This window comes from Phaeobacter sp. SYSU ZJ3003, assembly GCF_041300735.1.
Lineage (GTDB): Bacteria > Pseudomonadota > Alphaproteobacteria > Rhodobacterales > Rhodobacteraceae > Phycobacter > Phycobacter gallaeciensis_A.
The window spans coordinates 295,546-311,334 of the sequence record NZ_PXNU01000002.1 but is presented as its reverse complement, the minus strand read 5'-3'; the positions used below and the strand labels follow the sequence as shown (position 1 = coordinate 311,334).

Here is a 15,789-nt window from a genome sequence, read left to right as displayed (position 1 = left end):
AGAGGCCGCCGAGCCTTTGCCCACGTCGCCGTAGCCGCAGACCACCGCGACCTTGCCGGCCATCATGGTGTCGGTGGCGCGGCGGATGCCGTCGACCAGGCTTTCCTTGCAGCCGTATTTGTTGTCGAACTTCGACTTGGTGACCGAGTCATTGACGTTGATCGCCGGGAAGGGCAGCTGACCCTGTTTCACCAGCTCATACAGGCGATGCACGCCGGTGGTGGTCTCTTCGGAAACGCCCTTGATCGCGTCGCGGGTCTTGGTGAACCAGCCGGGGCTTTCCTTCATGCGCTTCTGGATCTGCGCCTTGATCGCGGCTTCTTCCTCGGAGCCGGGTACCGGGATGATGTCCTCACCTGCTTCGGCGCGGGCGCCCAGCAGCACGTAGAGCGTCGCATCGCCGCCATCGTCGAGGATCATGTTGGCACCTTCGGCGAACTGGAAGGAGCGGTCGAGGTAATCCCAGTGCTCTTCCAGGGTCTGGCCCTTGATGGCAAAGACGGGAATGCCTGCCTCGGCAATCGCCGCAGCGGCGTGATCCTGGGTCGAGAAGATGTTGCAGGATGCCCAGCGGACATCGGCGCCAAGCGCCACCAGGGTTTCGATCAGCACCGCGGTCTGGATGGTCATATGCAGGGAGCCGACGATACGGGCACCTTTCAGCGGCTTGCTGTCCCCGTATTCCGCGCGCAGGGACATCAGCCCCGGCATTTCGGTTTCCGCGATATCCAGTTCCTTGCGGCCAAACCCGGCCAATGCGATGTCTTTGACGATGTAATCCGTGCCCATTGGCAACTCCATTCTGGCTCAGCCTCAACTTGGCCACGCACTTAACACCGCAACGCTTTACAAGCAATGAAACCACCCAGAGCAGAGGGTTGCCCCGGACCAAATGCCACGCAATTCAGGATTTGCACGCTGGGTGCCAAGCGGCTAGGCACAGGTAGAACCTCTGTAAGAGCCGGACCCGACCGATGCCTCCAAAACCTGCCCGCGCCTGGCAACGCATGCTGTCAGGGCGCCGACTGGATCTTCTGGATCCCACGCCCGTCGACATTGAAATCGAGGATATCGCCCACGGGCTGGCCTTTGTGGCGCGCTGGAACGGGCAAACCAAGGGTGATTTCGCCTATTCGGTAGCCGAACATTCGCTGCTGGTCGAGAGCTTGTTCGCCCGTCTTTACCCCAAGGCGCCCGTGAAATGGCGCCTGGCCGCGCTGCTGCACGATGCCCCGGAATATGTCATCGGCGACATGATATCCCCGGTGAAGGCAGCAGTCGGTCCCGGGTATGAGGATCTGGATCAGCGGCTGACTACGGCCATCCATGTCCGTTTCGGCCTGCCCGCCGCCCTGCCAAAAACCATCAAGTCCAAGATCAAGCGCGCCGACAAAATCAGCGCATGGATGGAGGCGGTGCAGATCGCCGGGTTTTCGGAGACGGAGGCCAACAAGTTCTTTGGCAGCATCGACCCGCAGATCACGGGCGATCTGTCTATCGACCTGCGCCCGCCGGTCGAGGTGCGCCGTGATTTTGTCAGCCGCCACGCAGAGTTGCTGGCGCAGCTTTAGGCCACTACCTCAGGCGTTGGCGGTTTTGGCCGCCCGCCTGGCCCGACGGGCGCGGCGCATTTCGCGGATCCGCTGCTGTTTGAATTCGGGCGATTCCACGAAACGGTCGCTGCCGCCAAGCCCCTTTTCGACAAGGATCTGTTGCCGCTGATCGTCGCTCAGCACCGGCCATTGCGCATCAGCAGAAATGAATCCATGCGTGGCAAGAGCCCGGCCGATCACCGAATGGTCGATCTCGCCAAAGCTGTTGCGGCTCGACTTTGGCTTGTTGACCGGCACCCATTCAGTGCGAAGCGCGCCAATCACCAACGGATTGCATTTGCAGAAATGCGCTACATTCATCGCCAGCAGATTATTGGCGCCGGATTGGCGCCGCAGGACCATCGCGACCTTCTGATCCGGCCTTCCTACCATGGCAAAGAGATGCAGCGCCGAGCCATCCGCCGCGATCACCCGTTTCGCCGCCTTGTAGCGCGCCAGTTGCTCGGTCAGGCTGTGCTCCTGCGGGTGGAAGATCTCGTAGCCTTCGGCCTGAAGCAGCTCTTCCATCTGCTCTTCGCCCAGAAGACCGCCCTTGCTGAGGCCCAGTTTCGAACGGGAGATATAGAGCTTTTCAGGGCCTTCAGGGGTCACATCCCGGGCAAAGCGGCTGTGCACCGCATTGCGGAACTTGCGGGTGCCACGAGTGATATGGCCAAGGCCAAACCCCTGCCCTGGCACCACCAGTTCCTCAACCCGGGTCGGTTCAGCCGCAACCCGGATTGGCAGGCCCGGCGCAAAGAGATTGATGAACTCGCGCTGAAAGCCGCGCGTTTCATCGCCCACAGCCGGGCGTTTGGGGATGAACAGGATGCCGTCCACCGGCTGATCCAGATGTGGCAGCGCCCAGAGCCGGGACGAGCTTTCCACCAGGAAATGCCCGAAATGCGCCCAGAGCACCCCGCCCCAGAGCCAGCGCCCCGGCAGGGTTGCGTTGACCTCACTCGGCGGGTCGGGCTGCACGGTGATCGGGCGGTATTTGCGCCAGAGCGCGGCCTTGGCGCAGTAATCACCAGAGGCAGTCAACACGCCGGCCTTTTGCACCAGCGCACTGTCGACCGGCGGGATCACGCAGGCACCGCGCAGGGTCTCAATCTCCTCGGACCAGCCCCCGTCGGGCAACGGCTGATCTTCGGGTCCGGCGCCATGCTCTGTCATGTGTGGTCCTCGCCTGGGGGTTGCCTTTACTTGGGGCTGCGTTTGGCGAGGATCCGCTGCAAGGTCCGCCGGTGCATGTTCAGCCGCCGAGCGGTTTCGGACACGTTGCGGTCGCAGAGTTCATAGATGCGCTGAATATGCTCCCAGCGCACGCGGTCCGCGCTCATCGGGTTTTCCGGTGGCGGCGGCAGTTCATCCGCCGAGGCCAAGAGCGCATTGGTGATATCGGTCGCATCCGCCGGTTTCGACAGGTAATCGGTGGCGCCGATCTTCACCGCAGCAACGGCGGTGGCAATGGCGCCATATCCGGTCAGCACCACAACCCGGCTGTCGGGACGTTTTTCTCGGATCACCTCGACCACATCCAGACCGTTGCCATCCTCCAGCCGCAGATCGACAACCGCATAGGCTGGGGGCCGGGCGGTGGCGATGGCGCTGCCAGCGGCGACAGATCCGGCGGTCTCAATCTCGAAACCGCGCTTTTCCATCGCTTTGGCCAGGCGGCGCAGAAACGGTTCATCATCATCGACCAACAAGAGCGATTTGTCGGGTCCGATGTCCCTTTGCGTCGCTTCGACCATGCCCGCTCCTCCGCGTTCGTTCAGCAAATTCTTGTTTTGGATATTAAACGCCGGGTGGCAAAGGTCAAATGCCAGACACCGTTACATGTTATCAATGAAACAGCCGATCTTGTCTGCCACCTGCTCGGGCGTCTCATCGCGGCGGAAGAATTCGACGAAACCGTCCTCAGGCAGCACCAGATAGGCAAAGGTGGAATGATCGACCAGATAATAGTCCTCATCCCCGTCCTGTTTCTTGTAATAGGTCTTGTAGGCCTGGCTGGCCGCCTTGACCTGCTCGGCCGATCCGGTGAGACCGATCATCTTTTCATGCATGTTGTAGGCAAAATCGCCAACCACCTCGGGGGTGTCGCGGTCCGGGTCGATCGAGATGAACACCGGTGTCACGCTGTAACCGCGTTCATCCAGCACATCGATGGCCTCGGCGTTGCGGGACACATCCAGCGGGCAGACGTCGGGGCAGAAGGTATAGCCAAAGTACAGCAGCGATGGTTCGGTAATGACATCCTTGTCGGTAACCGTCTCACCCTTGGAATTGACCAGTTCGAACGGCCCGCCAATGGTATCGGCGCCACCGGCAATCTTACTGCTGCGGCACTGGGCGAATTTGTCATCGCTGTCCCCTGGGCGGGTCAGGAACCAGGTGCCGCCGGCAAGAGCAGCAATGAACAGGGCAGCAAGAAGGGCATATAGGCGGGTCATGTGATCACACTTTGCGAACGGGAAGGGTTGTTGATCGTTTCGGGCGCGAGACCTATCAAGAAACTCAGCCGATGCAACTGCACACGGCGTCACACCGCCGATCGGCGCGGGAACGTGATAATGCGCCGCAGATCAGGAGGCCCAGATGAGCGAGACCCAATTCGGCCTGATGCATGGCCAGGAACGCAGCCACTGGATCCGTTTGCGGACCCTGATCCTGCTGCGCTGGGTGGCCATCGCCGGGCAGATCATTGCGATCCTGGTGGCGCAGTACATGTACAATCTGCAACTGGTGCTGCCGCTATGTTTTCTGGCGGTCGGCATCGCGGTCACCGGAAATCTTGTCGCCACCCTGATGTTCCCCGAGAACAAGCGCCTATCGGAATTCGAAAACTTCCTGATGGTACTGTTCGATCTGATGCAGCTGGCGTTTTTGTTGAGCCTGACCGGCGGTCTGCACAATCCCTTTGCCCTGCTGGTTCTGGCGCCGGTGACGATTTCCGCTGCCATGATGGGGCTGCGCTCAACCCTGATCATTGGCGGTACTGCCATCATGCTGGTAACACTGATGGCCGAATTTCATATTCCCCTGCGCACCGAACAGGGGTTCCTGCTGCGGGTTCCGGATGTCTTTGTCTTTGGCAACTGGACCGCCATCGTCATCGCCATCCTGTTCATCGGGTTCTACTCCTTCCGGATCAGCACCGAGATCCGCAGCATGTCGGACGCGCTTTCTGCCACCCAGCTGGCCCTGTCGCGTGAGCAAAAGCTGACCGACCTTGGCGGCGTGGTCGCTGCCGCCGCGCATGAACTTGGCACACCGCTGGCCACCATAAAACTGGCCAGTGCCGAACTGTTGGATGAATTGGACGACCGCCCCGACCTGCGCGAAGACGCCGCCCTGATCCGGGAACAGGCGGACCGCTGCCGCGATATCCTGCGCAGCATGGGCCGGGCCGGCAAGGACGACTTGCATCTGCGCCAGGCGCCGCTCTCGACCGTCATCCACGAGGCAGCCGAACCGCATATGGACCGCGGCACGACGGTCGTTTTTCACGAAGCCCCGCTGGAGGACGGCAGCCTGCAGCAACCCACCATCCTGCGCAAACCCGAGATCATCCACGGACTGCGCAATCTGGTACAGAACGCGGTGGATTTCGCGGGCAGCACCGTCTGGATCGACGCCGCCTGGGACGACGAAAAAATCGAGGTTCGGATCAGCGACGACGGGCGCGGGTTCCCCTCTCAGATGCTGGGCCGGATCGGCGATCCCTTCATGAAACGACGGCGCAGCGGATCTGATCGGCGCAAACGCCCCGGTTACGAAGGCATGGGGCTGGGCCTGTTCATCGCCAAAACCCTGCTGGAACGCAGCGGCGCCAACCTGCGGTTTACCAATGGATCGGCCCCGCTTCCCGGACTAATACTGCCAAAAGAACGCCGGGGTGCCATCGTCGAAGTCTCCTGGCCGCGTGACAAAGTCGACGCGCTCAAGGGCGAAAATGCCGTTCCAACCGGGAAAAACCAGAGAATTGAAATTTAACTGTTCACTTTTTAGCAACCAATTAAACTTCATTTAACCATTTTTAAGCAACCATTGATAAAGCGATACGCGAGCAAGGCAGGACAACATGCAGAACATCGTTTCAATCGAATGGCTAATCTTGGCAACCCTCTGCGCCGCCACAGCCGCGGCCGCTGTGTGGTGGCTGTCTCCCGGCGCGCGCTCCAAATCGCTGGAGCAGGATCTGCTGTCCAGCGACGGGCGTACTGATGCGGTCTTCCTGTTTGACGACACCAACCTGATCGGCTGGTCCTCGGGCGCACGCAAATTCATTGGCGAACACGCCGAGGCGTTCAGCTGGAACATGCTGCGCGACCAGCTGGCGCGCAATTACCCCGGCCTGCCGCAATCGCCCGGATTTCTGAAAGATGTCGGTCCCCTTGTCCTGTCGGGCACCGAATCCGCCGAAAGCCGCGAAGCGCATTGTGAATGGATCGACGGTATCACCCGCGTGCAGCTGCGCCGCTCGACCCTGGAAGAGCAGAACAGATCGCAGGATCAGGAACTGACCACCCTGCGCGCCGCCGTGCATCAGGCCCCTTATCCGGTCTGGCTGCAATCGGATGAAGGCGCGATCACCTGGTCCAACCTGGCCTATGACAACCTTACCCATAAAATCCGTGGACGTGATGTCGATAGCTCCGAGCCGCTGTTCACCGATCTTGACGAACCCAAATCCAGCGGCAAACCGGAACGGATTTCCATCCCGCTGCCCGACAGCAACAAGCAGCTGTGGTACAACATTTCGACCACCGAAACCGAAGCCGGCTGGCTGTGTCACGCTGTCGATGTGAATGCGGTGGTGGATGCTGAAATCGCCCAGCGCAACTTTGTGCAGACTCTGGCAAAAACCTTTGCCCAGCTGTCCATTGGTCTGGCCATCTTTGATCGCAACCGTCAGCTGGTCCTGTTCAACCCGGTGCTGATCGACCTGACCGCGCTGCCGCCCGATTTCCTCAGCTCCCGTCCCAACCTGATGAGCTTTTTCGACCGTCTGCGCGACCAGCGCATGATGCCCGAGCCCAAGAATTACTCCAGCTGGCGCCACCAGTTCGAAGACCTGCTCGAGGCCGCTGCTGAAGGCCGGTACAAGGAAACATGGTCGCTGCCCTCGGGTTCGGTCTATTCTGTCTCTGGCCGCCCGCATCCCGATGGTGCCATTGCCTTCCTGTTCGAGGACATCACCGCCGAAGTGACCCTGACGCGTCAGTTCCGCTCGGAGCTGGAAATGGGGCAGTCGATCATGGACCAGATGGACGAAGCCATCGCCGTCTTTGCAAATGATGGCAGCATGACTTTCTCCAACGCCGCCTATCATCAGATGTGGAAAATGGACCCAGACGCCAGCTTTGCCAAAGTGTCGATCATGGATGCCAGCCGCGTCTGGCAGGACACCTGCGCCCCGACACCGGCTTGGGGAGAGATCCGCGATTTCGTCGCAGCCAGCGATGCGCGCGACCCCTGGTGGGCAAATGTGAAACTGCGCGACGGCACGCCGCTGATGTGCAAGGTCACCGGCATCCAGAACGGCGCCACCATGGTCAGCTTCTGCAATCCGCAGACCAGCCTGCCCTGCGCCGAACAGGAACGCTTTGCCATCTCTGATCACAGCTGAGCAGGACTGCAAGCCGGGCACCCCCAAGGGCAATCCCGCTTGCAGCGCATGACGCCTGACGCCATTGTGGCGCCATGATCAAAAGTCCTCATTCCTGCACTCTGGCTTCGGCCGAAAATACCGCCGATCTGGCACAAAAAATCGCCGGGGCCCTCTGCCCGGGCGATTGCCTGCTTCTGGAAGGTCCCATCGGCGCCGGCAAGACGCATTTCGCCCGCCACCTGATCCAGTCGTTGCAGGACATCCCCGAAGATGTCCCCTCTCCCACCTTCACGCTGGTCCAGACCTACGAGGTCCCGGCGGGTGAGCTGTGGCATGCGGATCTTTACCGCCTGTCGTCGCTTGATGAGGTCGAAGAACTGGGGCTGCTCGCCGCCTTTGACACCGCGATCACCCTGGTCGAATGGCCCGACCGACTGGAGGAGCTGGCGCCGCAGCACGCATTGCACCTGACGTTTGCACTGGACCCCGATAGCGAAGATGCTCGTCTGCTGACCCTGCGGTGGAGCGATGACAGATGGCAGCCCCTGATGGAGCAAGTTTTTTCATGACAGACCGAACAGAGCTGATCTCCGCCTTTTTGTCGGGCGCCGGATACGGCAGCTGGGAACGCCGCCCGTTGGCCGGCGATGCCTCGATGCGCCGCTATGAACGGCTGATCGGCCCACACGGCGGCTCTGCGGTGCTGATGGATGCCCCGGCAGAAAAGGGCGAGGATATCCGCCCCTTCGTTCAGATCGCCGAATACCTGCACGAACAGGGCGTGAGCGCGCCCGAAATTCTGGCTGAGGACTCAGAACACGGCTTCCTGCTGATTGAGGACCTCGGCGACGGGCTGTTCAGCAGCGTGATCGAACAGGATCCCAGTCAGGAAATGTCCCTCTACCGGGCCGCAACCGATCTTCTGATTGCGCTGCATCAGGCGCCGCTGCCCGATCTGGAGCCGCTTGGTCCGCGTGTCATGGCGGAAATGGCCAGCCTTGTGATGACAACCTACCGAAGCGGCATCACCGGGCAGGAGGACAGCGTGCTGACCAACCGGTTCGAAGATCAGTTCGAAGACATCCTGCGCCACAGCGTCAAGGGCGACGCCGTCTTTGTGCACCGGGATTTTCATGCCCAGAACCTGCTGTGGCTGCCGGATCGGGACGGGATCGCCCGCGTCGGCATCATCGATTTTCAGGACGCCCGCACCGGTCATCCGGCCTATGATCTGGTCTCGCTCCTGCAGGACGCCCGCCGCGATGTGCCCGCCGGGGTCGAGATGCAGATGATCGATCACTACATTGAGGTCACCGGTGTCGATCCCTCCGGGTTCCGCACCGCCTATACGGTGATCGGCGTGCAGCGAAACCTGCGTATCCTAGGCATTTTTGCGCGGCTGTCGCAGGAAGGCGGCAAGCCGCAGTATCTGGATCTGATCCCGCGCGTCTGGGGCCATGTCATGCGCGGGTTGGAGCACCCCGCCCTTGCGCCTCTGGCGGATTGGCTGCGCAGTGATCTACCCCCACCCAGCCCCGAAAACCTGGACAGGCTGCGATAATGGCGGCGCTATCCCCCGAAGCAGTAATGATCTACGCGGCCGGCTTTGGCACCCGGATGAAGGCGCTGACCCGGAATCTGCCGAAACCGATGATCCCGGTTGCCGGGCGGCCCCTGATCGACCACACGCTGGATCTGGCCCACGCGGTGCAGCCCGCGCGGATCGTGGTCAACACCCATTACAAGGCAGAGATCCTGCAGGAGCACCTGAAATCGCAGGGCGTTCTGATCAGCAACGAACAGCCGGAGATCCTGGATACCGGCGGCGGTCTGCGCCATGCGCTGCCCCTTCTGGGTGATGGTCCCGTTTACACCTCAAACTCCGATGCGATCTGGGCTGGGCCGAACCCCTTTGAAATGCTGCGCGCGGCTTGGGATCCCGCGCAGATGGACGGCCTCATGCTCTGCGTACCGCTGGCGCGCGCTGTGGGGCGGAAGGGCGGCGGTGATTTCTCGGCCGACGCGGCGGGGCGCATTTCATGGGGCGGCGATCTGGTCTGGGGCGGTGTGCAGATCCTCAAGACAGACGGATTGCAGAGCATCAACGAGGCCGCCTTTTCCACCCGCCTGCTATGGAACCCGATGATCGAGGAAAAACGGCTGTACGCCCTCGAATATCCCGGCCACTGGTGCGATGTGGGCCACCCCGAAGGCATCACCCTGGCGGAGCAATTGCTGGCACATGACGATGTTTGAACCACAGGACAAACCGCGCCTGTTCGCCCTGCCCTGCGGTGTCGATTTCCCGCGGGCGCTAGTGAACGGCCTAATCGCGCGCAGCGCTGGCCTCCCGCCCGAGGCGCTGGCCCGCGCCGAGGTGATCGTCAACACCGCCCGCATGCAGCGCCGGGTGCGCGATCTGTTTGACGCAGGTCCCACCCTGCTGCTGCCACGCCTGTCGCTGCTGACCGATCTGGCACAGCGCGCCACCCTGCACGGCCTGCCACCTGCTCTGCCCTCGCTCAGGCGCCGGTTGGAGCTGTCGCAGCTGATCGCGAAACTGCTGGACGCGCAGCCGGATCTTGCCGCGCGGGCCTCGCTTTTCGATCTCTCCGACAGTCTGGCGGCGTTGATCGACGAAATGCAGGGCGAAGGCGTCAGCACCGACACCATCCGCAATCTTGATGTCTCGGACATGTCCGGGCATTGGGCGCGCGCGCAGGCCTTCATCGGGATCGCAGATGATTTTGTCGACCGCCACGACGATGCCATGGACAAGGAAGCCCGCCAGCGGCAGGTGGTTCTGAACCTGATCGACCAGTGGCAGAGCGCACCGCCGCAACACCCGGTGATCCTGGCCGGCTCCACCGGCTCGCGCGGTACCACGCTGATGCTGATGGAAGCCATCGCCCGCCTGCCGCAGGGCGCGGTGATCCTGCCGGGGTTCGATTTCGACCAGCCCGATCACGTCTGGTCCGGCCTTGATGATCCGCTGATCTCCGAAGACCACCCGCAATACCGGTTCTACCGGCTGATGAAGGATCTGGAGCTCACGCCGCGTGATGTTGAACCCTGGACAGATGAAACCCCACCGTTTCCGGCCCGCAACCGGCTGGTGTCGCTGGCGCTGCGCCCTGCCCCCGTCACCGACGCCTGGATGAGCGAAGGACCGCAGCTGACCGATATCGACCGCGCTGCCGAGACCATCACCCTTGTCGAAGCGCCAAGCCCCAGATCCGAGGCGCTCACCATCGCTTTGCGTCTGCGGCAGGCCGCCGAGGATGGCCAGACCGCGGCGCTGATCACCCCCGACCGGATGCTGACGCGGCAGGTGTCGGCGGCGCTGGACCGCTGGGACATCCTGCCGGATGATTCCGCCGGTCAGCCGCTGCAACTGTCTCCGCCGGGCCGTTTCCTGCGCCACGTGGCCGAGCTGTTCTGCCACGTGCTGACGCCGGACATGCTGCTGACGCTGCTGAAACACCCGCTGACCCATGACGGGCCAGAGGCTGCGCGCGGCGAACACCTGCGCCATACCCGCGATTTCGAACTCGAGCTGCGCCGCAATGGCCCGCCCTTCCCCGATGCAGACAGTTTTGCCGCCTTTGGCACCACGCGCGATCTGATCCCCGGCTGGGTCGACTGGCTGACGACACAATTTGCCGATCAGGTCACCCCGGGCAACCTGTCCCTGACGGATTGGATCACCCGCCTGCGCGCCCGCGCCGAAGGCATTGCCTCTGGCAGTCAGCTGGGCGGCAGCGGCACGCTCTGGGACAAGAAAGCCGGCCAGAAGGCGTTGAAGGTGATCACCGATCTGGAAGAGAACGCGCAATTCGGCGGCGAGATGAGCGCCCGCGACTTTGCCGATCTTCTGGGCGCGCTGCTGGCGCAGGAAGAGGTGCGCGACCGCGACGCGCCTTATGGGTCGATCATGATCTGGGGTACGCTAGAGGCCCGTGTTCAAGGCGCCGATCTGGTCATTCTGGCCGGCCTCAACGAGGGTAGCTGGCCCGAGGCCGCCAGCCCCGATCCCTGGCTGAACCGCCAGTTGCGCAATCAGGCCGGGCTGTTGCTGCCCGAACGCCGCATCGGTCTCTCTGCGCATGACTTCCAGCAGGCCGTGGCCGCGCCTGAGGTCTGGTTGACCCGTGCCAAACGCTCGGAAGAGGCAGATACCGTACCCTCGCGCTGGCTCAACCGGATGATGAACCTGTTGCGCGGCCTGCCGGAACAAGGCGGGCGCGCCGCGCTGGAGGCAATGCGCGCACGCGGGCAGACATGGCTGGATTGGTCAACGGCGCTGGAGGTCCCGCTGCCAAGCGAACCTGCCAGCCGCCCTGCCCCGCGCCCGCCAGTTGCCGCCCGTCCGCGACAGCTGTCAGTCACGGAAATCCCGCGCCTGATCCGCGATCCTTATGCGGTTTACGCCAAACATGTGCTGCGCCTGAAACCGCTGAACCCGTTGATGCGGGAACCCGATGCGCTGTTGCGCGGGATCGTGGTGCACAAGGTGTTTGAGGATTATATCCGCGATAGCCGCGACAACCCGGAGCTGCTGACCCCGGAAGAGCTGATCGCGCGCACCCGCAGCCAGTTGCAGGCAGAGGTCCCCTGGCCCGTTGCCCGCAGCCTGTGGCTGGCGAGGATCGCCCGTATCGCCGAAAGCTTTGTCGCGGGTGAGCAGACCCGCCGCGCCGCTGCGCGCCCTTCGGGGTTCGAAATCAGCGGAGGAGTTCGCCTTGCGCCGCTCGATTTCCAGATCACCGGACAGGCCGACCGGATCGACGTCGATGAACGCGGTTGCCTGCATATCTTTGACTACAAGACCGGCGATCCACCGACCGACAAACAACAGCGCGCCTTTGACAAACAGCTGCTGATCGAGGCCGCCATGGCCGAACAGGGCGCCTTTGAAGACTACGGCGCCGCGCGGGTCGAGCGCGCGACCTTCATCGGCCTGAAATCCCCGATCAAGGAAGTGCCCGCGCCGCTGGCGGATGAACCCCCGGCCAAGGTCTGGGCTGAGCTGAAGAAACTGATCGAAGCCTATTTCGACCCCGAACAGGGCTATAGCAGCCGTCGCATGGTTCACCGGGACGATTTTGCCGGCGACTACGATCATCTGGCGCGCTTTGGCGAATGGGACCGCAGCGATATGCCAAAGCCGGAGGATCTGACATGACCGCCCCCCGCGATGCAGCATCTGAGGCGCAGTTTCGCGCCGCGCGGCCCGATGCCTCGACTTGGCTGGCGGCCAATGCCGGATCGGGCAAGACCAAGGTGTTGACCGACCGGGTGGCGCGGCTCTTGCTGAAAGGCGTACAGCCGCAGCACATCCTGTGCCTGACCTATACCAAGGCCGCCGCCAGCGAGATGCAGAACCGGTTGTTCCAGCGGCTGGGCGAATGGGCGATGCTGGGCGATGACAGGCTCAGCGCGGCGCTGGACGATCTGGGCGCCGGCGACGTGGCCCGGGGCGAGGGACTGGCGCAGGCGCGCACGCTCTTTGCCCGCGCGATTGAAACGCCCGGTGGCCTCAAGATCCAGACGATCCACTCCTTCTGTTCCTCGCTGTTGCGCCGTTTCCCGCTGGAGGCTGGCGTCAGCCCGCAATTCGCCGAAATGGAAGACCGCGCCGCCACCCTTTTGCGCGCTGAAATCGTCGAGGACATCGCCAACGGCCCCGAGGCGCATCTGGTCGAGGCGCTGGCCCGGCATGTTGCAGGCAGCGATTTCGACGATCTGACCGCTGCCATCTGCCAACGCCGCGCCGAATTTGCCCGGCCGCTGGACCGCGCGGGCCTGCTGAAACTGTTCGACCTGACCGAAGGGTTTGACGCTGCCGCGCTGGAGGCGTTGGTGTTCCTTGGTGGAGAAGATGAGCTGCTGAGCCGCACCCGCGATATGCTGGCAACCGGCGGCACCAACGATCAGAAAGCTGCCGCGAAACTCGCCGGGATCGCCACACCGAAGATGGCCGATCTGCCCGTGTTAGAGTCGGTTTTTCTGACCGGCGCCGGCGCCAAGGCGCCCTTTACGGCCAAGGTCGGCAGCTTTCCGACCAAGAAGCTGCAAAAGGACAACCCCGATCTGATGGATCGGCTGGAGCCTTTCATGCTGCGGGTCGAGGACGCCCGTGCCAAACGGCTGGCGCTGGCAGCGGCGCAGAAATCCGAGGACCTGCACGCCTTTGCTGCCGTGTTCCTGCCGGAATACGAGCGGCGCAAACAGCTGCGCGGCTGGCTCGACTTTGATGATCTGATCCTCAAGGCGCGGCTGCTGCTGAACGATCCGGCGGTGGCGGCCTGGGTTCTCTACCGGCTGGATGGTGGCATCGATCACATCCTGGTGGATGAAGCGCAGGACACCAGCCCGGTACAATGGGACGTGATCGAAAAACTGGCGCAGGAGTTCACATCAGGGATCGGCGCGCGATCGGATGTGGAGCGTACGATCTTTGTGGTCGGCGACAAGAAACAATCGATCTATTCCTTTCAGGGCGCCGACCCCGATGCCTTTGACCGCATGCAGGAAGAATTCGGCCGCCGTCTGGCCGAAACCGGCGCGGCGCTTCAGAATGCGGCGCTGGAATTTTCCTTCCGCTCCTCTGCGGCGATCTTGCGGCTGGTCGATCTGGTGTTCAAGGACAGCCCCCGCGCCGGCTTTCACAAGGACGCGTTGCACCGCGCTTTCAAATCCGATCTGCCGGGGCGCGTGGACCTCTGGCCTGCGGTGGAAAAGCTGGATGAGGAGGAAGACCGCGACTGGACCGATCCGGTGGACCGGCCGGGCGCCCGTCATCATACGGTGATCCTGGCCGAACGTATCGCCCGCGAGATCAAGCGGATGATCGACGACAAGGTCACAATCCCCGAGGACGGCCCGACCCGCGGCACCTTTCAGCGCCGCCCGGTACATGCCGGGGATTTCCTGATCCTGGTGCAGCGCCGGTCCGAGCTGTTTTCCGAAATCATCCGCGCCTGCAAGGCCGCCCGCCTGCCCATCGCGGGTGCCGACCGGCTGAAGGTCGGCGCCGAACTGGCGGTCAAGGATATCGCCGCGCTGCTGTCGTTTCTGGCGACGCCCGAGGATAGCCTGTCGCTGGCCGCCGCGCTCAAATCACCGCTTTTTGGCTGGTCGGAACAGATGCTGTTCGACCTTGCCCACCGGCGCAAAGGCGGTAGCCATCTGTGGGCAGCGCTGCGTGATCGGGCCACGGAATATCCCGAAACGATGGAAATGATCGACGATCTGCGCAGCCAGACCGATTTCCTGCGCCCCTATGATCTGATCGAGCGGATCCTGACCCGTCACAGGGGCCGCCAGCGCCTGCTGGGCCGCCTTGGCCCAGAGGCAGAGGACGGAATCAACGCGCTCCTGTCCCAAGCGCTGGCCTATGAACGCACCGATATTCCCAGCCTTACCGGGTTTCTTGTCTGGATGCAGACCGACGATCTTGAGATCAAGCGCCAGATGGGCGCCGCCGGGGATATGATCCGGGTGATGTCGGTGCATGGCTCCAAGGGGCTGGAGGCGCCGATCGTGATCCTGCCAGATACCGCCAAACGCAAGCCGCCAAGCGATGCCGAGATCATCGTGGCCGAAGGCGCGCCGCTGTGGCGCGTGCCCAAGGATCAGATGCCCGCCGCCATGCTCACCGCGCGCGAGGCCGCGCAGGAGAAACAGCAGAACGAAAGACTGCGCCTATTGTATGTGGCACTAACGCGGGCAGAGAAGTGGCTGATCGTCGCCAGTGCCGGGGAGCTGTCGAAAGAGGGTGACAGCTGGTACCAGATGGTCGAACGGGCTCTGAATGACGGCGGCGCCGCAACGGACCTGCCCGGTGGGCCGGGCCTACGGCTGCAGCATGGCGATTGGGACGGGCTGGAGTTTGTCGCCCACGACGCCCCCGAGCCAAAGAAAGTGACACTGCCACAGGTCTTTACACAGCCTGCCCCGGCCTATGTCGCGCCGGAACCGACGCTCAGCCCATCGGATCTGGGCGGCGCCAAGGCGCTGCCTGGCGATCAGGGTCTGGACGAGGAGGCGGCCAAGGCGCGCGGCACCAACCTGCACTTGCTGCTGGAACATCTGCCCGCACAGCCAGAGGACCGCTGGCCGGATCTGGCCCGGGCGCTGCTGGCGGGATGCGAGGACCAAGGGGAACTGTTGGAGGAGGCAAGCGCTGTATTGCGCAATCCCGATCTCGCGCATGTCTTTGCCCCCGGCACCCTGTCCGAAGTGGCCGTGACGGCCGATCTGGATGGCATCCGCCTGCACGGGGTGATCGACCGGCTGATCGTGGAATCTGACCGGGTTCTGGCGGTGGATTTCAAATCAAACGCAACCGTTCCGCAATCGGCCACCGACTGTCCCGACGGGCTGCTGCGGCAAATGGGCGCCTATGCGCTGGCGCTTGGGCGCATCTACCCCGGCAAAACCATCGAAACGGCGCTGATATGGACTCGCAATGCAACCCTGATGCCCCTGCCGCACGAAGTTGTGACGCCGACCTTCCAGCGTCACGGGGAACCTTGACGAGTCCTTAAGCCCTACCTAGGTTCAGCATCCAGT

12 protein-coding genes are annotated in these 15,789 nt (G+C 62.9%); 8 read left to right on the top strand and 4 right to left on the bottom strand.

Going from position 1 to position 15,789, the window contains the following annotated elements:
* On the bottom strand, positions 1-789 hold a 789-nt coding region (locus tag C6W91_RS02945), incomplete at its 3' end, for an adenosylhomocysteinase (protein ID WP_370570415.1).
* A 185-nt stretch (positions 790-974) separates the two neighbouring features.
* Between C6W91_RS02945 and C6W91_RS02940 the strand changes: the two genes are divergently transcribed.
* Positions 975-1,571, top strand: a complete 597-nt coding sequence (locus C6W91_RS02940) for an HD family hydrolase (protein WP_274838036.1) — start codon at positions 975-977, stop codon at positions 1,569-1,571.
* Positions 1,572-1,580: 9 nt separating this feature from the next.
* Here C6W91_RS02940 and C6W91_RS02935 read toward each other — a convergent pair whose 3' ends face one another.
* The 3 genes from C6W91_RS02935 to C6W91_RS02925 form a co-directional block, all read right to left on the bottom strand.
* Positions 1,581-2,768 carry a DUF563 domain-containing protein gene (locus C6W91_RS02935; RefSeq protein WP_368981542.1) on the bottom strand — a complete coding sequence of 396 codons (1,188 nt, stop codon included), beginning with the start codon at positions 2,766-2,768 and terminating at the stop codon, positions 1,581-1,583.
* Between the two features lie 26 nt (positions 2,769-2,794).
* Entirely contained in the window at positions 2,795-3,349 is a 555-nt protein-coding gene (locus C6W91_RS02930; RefSeq protein ID WP_065272028.1) for an ActR/PrrA/RegA family redox response regulator transcription factor, read from the bottom strand.
* Positions 3,350-3,430: 81 nt separating this feature from the next.
* Positions 3,431-4,051, bottom strand: a complete 621-nt coding sequence (locus C6W91_RS02925; RefSeq protein WP_065272027.1) for an SCO family protein — start codon at positions 4,049-4,051, stop codon at positions 3,431-3,433.
* Positions 4,052-4,196: 145 nt separating this feature from the next.
* On the opposite strand from C6W91_RS02925, the gene regB reads away from it, so the two are divergent.
* The 7 genes from regB (at position 4,197) to addA (ending at position 15,753) form a co-directional block, all read left to right on the top strand.
* Positions 4,197-5,594 (top strand): sensor histidine kinase RegB, encoded by a 1,398-nt coding sequence (regB, locus tag C6W91_RS02920; protein ID WP_065272026.1) that lies wholly within the window; start codon positions 4,197-4,199, stop codon positions 5,592-5,594.
* 88 nt (positions 5,595-5,682) lie between these two features.
* The gene (locus C6W91_RS02915; RefSeq protein ID WP_274838038.1) at positions 5,683-7,230 is read left to right on the top strand and encodes a PAS-domain containing protein; all 1,548 of its coding nucleotides are present in this window, start codon (positions 5,683-5,685) and stop codon (positions 7,228-7,230) included.
* A gap of 74 nt (positions 7,231-7,304) precedes the next feature.
* Positions 7,305-7,781 (top strand): tRNA (adenosine(37)-N6)-threonylcarbamoyltransferase complex ATPase subunit type 1 TsaE, encoded by a 477-nt coding sequence (gene tsaE, locus C6W91_RS02910; RefSeq protein WP_065272024.1) that lies wholly within the window; start codon positions 7,305-7,307, stop codon positions 7,779-7,781.
* Positions 7,778-8,773 carry an aminoglycoside phosphotransferase family protein gene (locus tag C6W91_RS02905; protein ID WP_274838039.1) on the top strand — a complete coding sequence of 332 codons (996 nt, stop codon included), beginning with the start codon at positions 7,778-7,780 and terminating at the stop codon, positions 8,771-8,773. The genes tsaE and C6W91_RS02905 overlap by 4 nt, the downstream gene beginning before the upstream one ends.
* Positions 8,773-9,468 (top strand): nucleotidyltransferase family protein, encoded by a 696-nt coding sequence (locus tag C6W91_RS02900; protein ID WP_237028357.1) that lies wholly within the window; start codon positions 8,773-8,775, stop codon positions 9,466-9,468. The genes C6W91_RS02905 and C6W91_RS02900 overlap by 1 nt, the downstream gene beginning before the upstream one ends.
* On the top strand, positions 9,461-12,397 hold the full coding sequence (addB, locus tag C6W91_RS02895; RefSeq protein WP_274839842.1) for a double-strand break repair protein AddB: 2,937 nt from the start codon (positions 9,461-9,463) through the stop codon (positions 12,395-12,397). Before C6W91_RS02900 ends, addB begins: the two co-directional genes overlap by 8 nt.
* Entirely contained in the window at positions 12,394-15,753 is a 3,360-nt protein-coding gene (gene addA / locus C6W91_RS02890; protein ID WP_274838040.1) for a double-strand break repair helicase AddA, read from the top strand. Before addB ends, addA begins: the two co-directional genes overlap by 4 nt.
* Positions 15,754-15,789 lie beyond the last annotated feature (36 nt).

Coding starts and splice junctions, on each gene's coding strand:
- C6W91_RS02940 (WP_274838036.1), top strand. CDS start 975: ATGCCTCCAAAACCTGCCCGCGCCTGGCAACGCATGCTGTCAGGGCGC.
- C6W91_RS02935 (WP_368981542.1), bottom strand. CDS start 2,768: ATGACAGAGCATGGCGCCGGACCCGAAGATCAGCCGTTGCCCGACGGG.
- C6W91_RS02925 (WP_065272027.1), bottom strand. CDS start 4,051: ATGACCCGCCTATATGCCCTTCTTGCTGCCCTGTTCATTGCTGCTCTT.
- addA (WP_274838040.1), top strand. CDS start 12,394: ATGACCGCCCCCCGCGATGCAGCATCTGAGGCGCAGTTTCGCGCCGCG.
- addB (WP_274839842.1), top strand. CDS start 9,461: ATGTTTGAACCACAGGACAAACCGCGCCTGTTCGCCCTGCCCTGCGGT.
- C6W91_RS02905 (WP_274838039.1), top strand. CDS start 7,778: ATGACAGACCGAACAGAGCTGATCTCCGCCTTTTTGTCGGGCGCCGGA.
- C6W91_RS02915 (WP_274838038.1), top strand. CDS start 5,683: ATGCAGAACATCGTTTCAATCGAATGGCTAATCTTGGCAACCCTCTGC.
- C6W91_RS02900 (WP_237028357.1), top strand. CDS start 8,773: ATGGCGGCGCTATCCCCCGAAGCAGTAATGATCTACGCGGCCGGCTTT.
- C6W91_RS02930 (WP_065272028.1), bottom strand. CDS start 3,349: ATGGTCGAAGCGACGCAAAGGGACATCGGACCCGACAAATCGCTCTTG.
- tsaE (WP_065272024.1), top strand. CDS start 7,305: ATGATCAAAAGTCCTCATTCCTGCACTCTGGCTTCGGCCGAAAATACC.
- regB (WP_065272026.1), top strand. CDS start 4,197: ATGAGCGAGACCCAATTCGGCCTGATGCATGGCCAGGAACGCAGCCAC.